4 protein-coding genes are annotated in these 6,526 nt (G+C 71.1%); all 4 read left to right on the top strand.

Annotated elements, in window-relative coordinates; all coding sequences use genetic code 11:
• Positions 1-270 precede the first annotated feature (270 nt).
• Positions 271-1,674 carry a sensor histidine kinase gene (locus ACFWEP_RS06100; RefSeq protein WP_387366253.1) on the top strand — a complete coding sequence of 468 codons (1,404 nt, stop codon included), beginning with the start codon at positions 271-273 and terminating at the stop codon, positions 1,672-1,674.
• Between the two features lie 702 nt (positions 1,675-2,376).
• A complete protein-coding gene (locus ACFWEP_RS06095; RefSeq protein ID WP_387366259.1) occupies positions 2,377-3,030 on the top strand; it encodes a LuxR C-terminal-related transcriptional regulator in 654 nt (217 codons plus the stop codon).
• Positions 3,031-3,486: 456 nt separating this feature from the next.
• Positions 3,487-5,433, top strand: a complete 1,947-nt coding sequence (locus tag ACFWEP_RS06090; protein ID WP_387366250.1) for a 2-oxoacid:acceptor oxidoreductase subunit alpha — start codon at positions 3,487-3,489, stop codon at positions 5,431-5,433.
• Entirely contained in the window at positions 5,426-6,487 is a 1,062-nt protein-coding gene (locus tag ACFWEP_RS06085; protein ID WP_387366247.1) for a 2-oxoacid:ferredoxin oxidoreductase subunit beta, read from the top strand. The genes ACFWEP_RS06090 and ACFWEP_RS06085 overlap by 8 nt, the downstream gene beginning before the upstream one ends.
• Positions 6,488-6,526: the final 39 nt, after the last annotated feature.

Below are 6,526 nucleotides of genomic sequence, written 5' to 3'. Positions count from 1 at the left end.
GCGCGTGCGCTCCGGCCCTCCGGCGTGCGCACGGCGCGCACGCCGGGGTGGGGGTAACCCCCCGCTGGATACGGAGAGGGCCCTCATGGTGCGGAGCGCCCCTGCGGAAGAGGCTGGAGTCATCGGCCGGCAAGCCGCGCACGGGCCGGGGACGACGTCCCTGGAAACCGCGTGCACGGCCCTCGCGTGCACGGAACGGCACGCGACGGGACGGCGGACGGAGAACGGCCCACGACGGGCCTCACCCGAGAACGGAAACGGACGGCAGCGATGGCCACGGCATACGGATCGGACGCACGGGACGGGCAGGGTGGCGGCGGCACCGGCTCCTGGGACCGCCACGACGAGAAGCACTTCTTCCCGGCCGGGCTCCGCGCGCCGGTCGAGGGGCGGACCTGGCGGGAGCTGCTGTACCTCCTGCTGAGCCTGCCGGTCAGCATCGTGCTCTTCACCCTCGTGGTCACCACGGTCTCGCTGAGCGCCGGCCTCATGGTCACCTTCCTCGGCATCCCGGTCCTCGCCGCCGGCCTGGCGGTGTGCCGGGGGTTCGGCGCCCTGGAGCGCAGGCGCGCCCGCGCCCTGCTGGGGCTCGACGTGGCCGATCCGGAGCCCGTGCGGGGCCGGACCGGCGGGGTGTTCTCGTGGGCGGGCGCGGCGCTCCGCAACGGGGCCTCCTGGCGCCACCTGCTCTACGGGTTCCTGCACTTCCCGTGGGCGGTCTTCGCGTTCACCGTCGCGGTGACGGTGGTGGCGACCGCCTGGAGCATGTTCACGTACCCGCTGTGGGCCTGGGTCTTCCCGGCGTACGTGGGCATCGACGGCCTCCAGCTGTACGGGGACGCCACGCACCGCGTCTATCTGGACTCGGCCTTCGAGCTGACCGCGACCTGTGGTGCGGGTCTGGTCCTCGTGCTCGTGTCGCCGTGGATCGTCCGGGGGCTGGCCTCGGTGGACCGGGTGATGGTCACCGGGCTGCTCGGCCCGTCCCGGCTGGACTCCCGCGTGGTGGAGCTGGAGTCGGACCGGGGGGTGGTCGTGGACACGGCGGCGGCGGACCTGCGCCGGATCGAACGCGATCTGCACGACGGCGCCCAGGCCCGGCTCGCCGCCCTCGCGATGGAGCTCGGGCTCGCGAAGGACCGGCTCGCCGAGGACCCCGAAGCGGCGGCCCGGCTGATCGACGGGGCGCACGGCGAGGTGAAGGTCGCCCTCCAGGAGCTCCGCGACCTCGCCCGGGACATCCACCCCGCCGTCCTCACCGACCGGGGCCTGGACGCCGCCCTCTCCTCCGTGGCCTCCCGCTGCGCGGTCCCCGTCTCCGTGGACGTGGAGTTGCCGCTGCGCCCGGCGCGGGCGATCGAGAACCTCGCGTACGTCACCGTCTCCGAACTGCTCCGCAACGTCACCCGGCACGCCCTCGCCACCCGGGCGTCGGTCACGGTGCGCCGGACGGCGGACCGGCAGAACCGCTACGACCGCAAGGACGGGCAGCACCGCCCCGAGCACCTGGTGATCCGGGTCGACGACGACGGGCGGGGCGGCGCGGACGTGACCGCGGGCGGCCAACTGGCCGGACTCGCGGAGCGTCTGCGGGCCGTGGACGGCAGCCTCACGGTGGAGTCCCCGGCGGGCGGACCGACGACGGTGACCGCCCGGCTCCCCTGGCGGGACTGACCGGCGCGGGGAGCCCGAGCGCCCCGCCGGCGGCGGAGGCGGGGCGCCCCGGTGAACGTCGCCCCGCGCGTACCCCGCACGCCCGAGACGGGCAGCGGTACCGCGCGGGTCCCGCACGGCCCGAGGAAGGCGGGAAAGGCGGTCTCGGCCGTCGGCACGTCCGAAAGCGGTCCGTGGCATCCGGGTGTTCCGGAAAACTCTGGTGGACGGTGGGCGGACGAACATGTGTTGCCGTGGACGCTGCGGTTGTGGGCACCGGGCCGGGCGACGGCCGCGTATCCGGAATTTCCGTCTCCGCTCTGCCGGAAAGGCGGGAGCGGTGCGGAACGGGTCCATGCCAGGGCTACCGCGGATCATATGATCATGGACTTCTTCCTGACCATGTTTCCCTGTTCCCCACCGCCGTTCATCTCTTCACGGCGGAACCGCCCGCAGTCCCCCTGGCGCACCGACGCGCGAAATATACTCCGCCCATCGCGCCTCATGCCCTTCTCACCAGCTATTTCCCACCCATAGGTGAATGCTCGCGCCCGACGTTGCCATGCTCGCCCGTGCCGTCCCTGAAATCGGCAATCCACCCCGTTCCGCCCGTGCGGCCCCGGGCTGGGATGCTGGGCACGGAAGCGAACCGCCGGGTGCCCGGCGCCGGACGACGACAGCAGTGGGGGAAGCGGCAGCGTGGAGAACACAGTGCGGGTACGAGTGGTCATCGCCGAGGATTCGGTCCTGCTGCGGGAGGGGCTGACCCGGCTGCTCACCGATCTCGGGCACGAGGTCGTCGCCGGGGTGGGGGACGCTGAGGCGCTGCTCGGGCTCCTGGCGGAGCTGCACGCACGTCAGGAGTTGCCGGACGTGGTGGTCGCGGACGTACGCATGCCGCCGACCCACACCGACGAGGGCGTCCGGGCGGCGGTGCGGCTGCGCAAGGACCACCCGGGCGTCGGAGTGCTGGTGCTGTCGCAGTACGTCGAGGAGCGGTACGCCACCGAGCTGCTGGCCGGCAGCACGCGCGGGGTGGGCTATCTGCTGAAGGACCGGGTCGCCGACGTGCGGGACTTCGTGGACGCCGTGGTGCGGGTGGCCGCGGGCGGGACGGCGCTGGACCCGGAGGTGGTGGCGCAGCTGCTGGGCCGGAGCCGCAAGCAGGACGTGCTGGCGGGGCTCACGCCACGCGAGCGGGAGGTCCTCGGTCTGATGGCGGAGGGGCGGACGAACTCCGCCGTCGCCAGGCAGCTCGTGGTGAGCGACGGCGCGGTGGAGAAGCACGTCAGCAACATCTTCCTCAAGCTCGGTCTCGCGCCCAGCGACGGCGACCACCGGCGGGTGCTCGCGGTGCTGACCTATCTGAACTCGTAGGGCCCGCTCCTCCGGCCGCACACCCCCGCCCACCTCGGACGGCGCCCCGTGGCCCGGCGGGCCCGGACCGCCCCTGCCGCCCCGCGTCCCCTCCCCGCTCCGCCGGACCCCGCATCCCCGGACCGCTCCCTTCGGCCTCGTTCCTCCCGGCGCGGTTCCCCTCCGCCCGCGTCTCCGAATTCCGGACAGCGCGCATTCTTGAACGGTTGTCGGCGCGCTCAATCCTCACCGGACGGGAAAGGTGCGGCCTACGCCGAAAGGCCGAGACGGCACCGGCCTCCGATCTGCCACGTAAGGCTGGAAGTCGTCAGGAAAATAGGAGGGAACCAGCCTCCCTCGCCGACGCTCCCCATATGATCGACGGAGGAAGACGCCCCTTACCGACGTAGTGTGGGCCCCGGGGACCGTCGGCGGGCCGGCTGTTCCGGGGCCGCCGCCCAAGGGAGGTCCAGTTCAGTGACCAGCCAGGTCAGTAGCCAGGCCGATGTGACCGACGAGGCTGTCCTCGGGGAGCAGCGCGCTCCCCGTGCGACGAATGCGGAGGTCGGCGTGAAAGAAATCCGTCGACTGGATCGGGTCATCATTCGATTCGCCGGGGATTCCGGTGACGGTATGCAGTTGACGGGCGACCGTTTCACTTCGGAGACGGCGTCGTTCGGCAATGACCTGTCGACCCTGCCGAACTTCCCGGCCGAGATCCGGGCGCCCGCCGGGACGCTGCCGGGTGTCTCGTCCTTCCAGCTGCATTTCGCGGACCACGACATCCTCACGCCCGGTGACGCCCCGAACGTCCTGGTCGCGATGAACCCGGCGGCCCTCCGCGCCAACATCGGGGACGTTCCGCGCGGGGCGGAGCTGATCGTGAACACGGACGAGTTCACGAAGCGCCCGATGGCGAAGGTCGGTTACGACACCTCCCCGCTGGAGGACGGTTCGCTGGAGGCGTTCAACGTCCACCCGGTGCCGTTGACCACGCTGACGATCGAGGCGCTGAAGGAGTTCGGCCTGTCGCGCAAGGAGGCCGAGCGGAGCAAGAACATGTTCGCGCTGGGCCTGTTGTCGTGGATGTACCACCGGCCGACGGAGGGCACGGAGGCGTTCCTGCGGCTGAAGTTCGCGAAGAAGCCGCAGATCGCGGAGGCGAACGTCGCGGCCTTCCGGGCGGGTTGGAACTTCGGTGAGACGACCGAGGACTTCGCGGTGTCCTACGAGGTCGCGCCGGCCTCGAAGGCGTTCCCGACGGGGACGTACCGCAACATCTCCGGGAACCTGGCCCTGTCCTACGGGCTGATCGCGGCGTCCCGGCAGGCGGGGCTGCCGCTCTACCTCGGTTCGTACCCGATCACTCCGGCGTCCGACATCCTGCACGAGCTCTCGAAGCACAAGAACTTCGGCGTGCGGACGTTCCAGGCGGAGGACGAGATCGCGGGGATCGGGGCGGCGCTGGGGGCCGCGTTCGGCGGGTCGCTGGGGGTGACGACGACGTCGGGGCCGGGTGTGGCGCTGAAGTCGGAGACCATCGGCCTGGCCGTCTCGCTCGAACTGCCGCTGCTGATCGTGGACATCCAGCGCGGCGGCCCGTCCACCGGGCTGCCCACCAAGACCGAGCAGGCCGATCTGCTCCAGGCGATGTACGGCCGCAACGGCGAAGCCCCCGTCCCGGTCGTCGCCCCGAAGACCCCGGCGGACTGTTTCGACGCCGCCCTGGAGGCCGCCCGGATCGCCCTCGCCTACCGCACCCCGGTCTTCCTGCTCTCCGACGGCTACCTCGCCAACGGCTCCGAGCCCTGGCGCATCCCCGACCCCGAGCAGCTCCCCGACCTCCAGGTCGCCTTCACCACCACCCCCAACCACACCCTGGACGACGGCACCGAAGTCTTCTGGCCCTACAAACGCGACCCCGAGACCCTCGCCCGCCCCTGGGCGGTCCCCGGGACCCCCGGCCTCGAACACCGCATCGGCGGGATCGAGAAGCAGGACGGCACCGGGAACATCTCCTACGACCCGGCCAACCACGACTTCATGGTCCGCACCCGCCAGGCGAAGATCGACAACATCGACGTCCCCGACCTGGAGGTCGACGACCCGACCGGCGCCACCACGCTCGTCCTCGGCTGGGGCTCGACCTATGGCCCCATCACCGCCGCAGTACGCCGGCTGCGCGCGGCCGGGGACACCATCGCCCAGGCCCACCTGCGCCATCTGAACCCCTTCCCGCGCAATCTCGGCGAGATCCTGAAGCGGTACGACAAGGTCGTCGTCCCCGAGATGAACCTCGGCCAGCTCGCCACCCTGATCCGCGCCAGGTACCTCGTCGATGCCCACTCCTACAACCAGGTCAACGGCATGCCGTTCAAGGCCGAACAGCTCGCCACCGCCCTGAAGGAGACCATCGATGGCTGACACCGACCACCCGCTCCTCCAGCTCGTCCCCAAGGCCGACGCCCCGCAGTCGATGAAGGACTTCAAGTCCGACCAGGAAGTCCGCTGGTGTCCCGGCTGCGGCGACTACGCCGTCCTGGCCGCCGTCCAGGGCTTCATGCCCGAACTCGGCCTGGCCAAGGAGAACATCGTCTTCGTCTCCGGCATCGGCTGCTCGTCCCGCTTCCCGTACTACATGAACACCTACGGGATGCACTCCATCCACGGCCGTGCCCCCTCCATCGCGACCGGTCTCGCCACCTCCCGCCGCGACCTGTCGGTGTGGGTGGTCACCGGAGACGGCGACGCCCTCTCCATCGGCGGCAACCACCTCATCCACGCCCTGCGCCGGAACGTCAATCTGAAGATCCTGTTGTTCAACAACCGGATCTACGGCCTGACGAAGGGCCAGTACTCCCCGACCTCCGAGGTCGGCAAGATCACCAAGTCGACCCCGATGGGCTCCCTGGACGCACCCTTCAACCCGGTCTCCCTGGCGCTCGGCGCGGAGGCCTCGTTCGTGGCCCGCACCATCGACTCCGACCGCAAGCACCTCACCGGCGTGCTGCGGGCGGCGGCCGACCACCCCGGCACGGCGCTGGTCGAGATCTACCAGAACTGCAACATCTTCAACGACGGCGCCTTCGAGGCCCTCAAGGACAAGGAACGCGCCCAGGAGGCGGTCATCCGCCTCGAACACGGGCAGCCGATCCTCTTCGGCACGGACGGCTCGAAGGGCGTGGTCCGCGACCCGGCCACCGGCGACCTCCACGTCGTCGCCGTCACCGACGAGAACCGCTCCCGCGTCCTGGTCCACGACGCCCACGCCGCCTCACCCACCACTGCGTTCGCCCTGTCCCGCCTCGCCGACCCCGACACCCTCCACCACACCCCCGTCGGAGTCCTGCGCAGCGTCGAACGCCCCGTCTACGACACCCTGATGTCCGAACAGCTGGACAGGGCCGTCGAGCAGCAGGGCAAGGGCGATCTGGCGGCTCTCCTCGCGGGCAAGGACACCTGGACCGTCGTCGGCTGAGCCCTGGCGCCGTCCTCGACCCGAAGGAGCCCGGGTCCC

Source organism: Streptomyces sp. NPDC060198, assembly GCF_042728415.1.
Classification (GTDB): Bacteria; Actinomycetota; Actinomycetes; order Streptomycetales; family Streptomycetaceae; genus Streptomyces.
The sequence above is the reverse complement of the archived record's forward strand: the minus strand, read 5'-3'. Positions and strand labels throughout refer to the sequence as shown.

Bases quoted from the DNA above. Each gene is read 5' to 3' on its own strand.
- ACFWEP_RS06100 (WP_387366253.1), top strand. From the start codon at position 271: ATGGCCACGGCATACGGATCGGACGCACGGGACGGGCAGGGTGGCGGC.
- ACFWEP_RS06085 (WP_387366247.1), top strand. From the start codon at position 5,426: ATGGCTGACACCGACCACCCGCTCCTCCAGCTCGTCCCCAAGGCCGAC.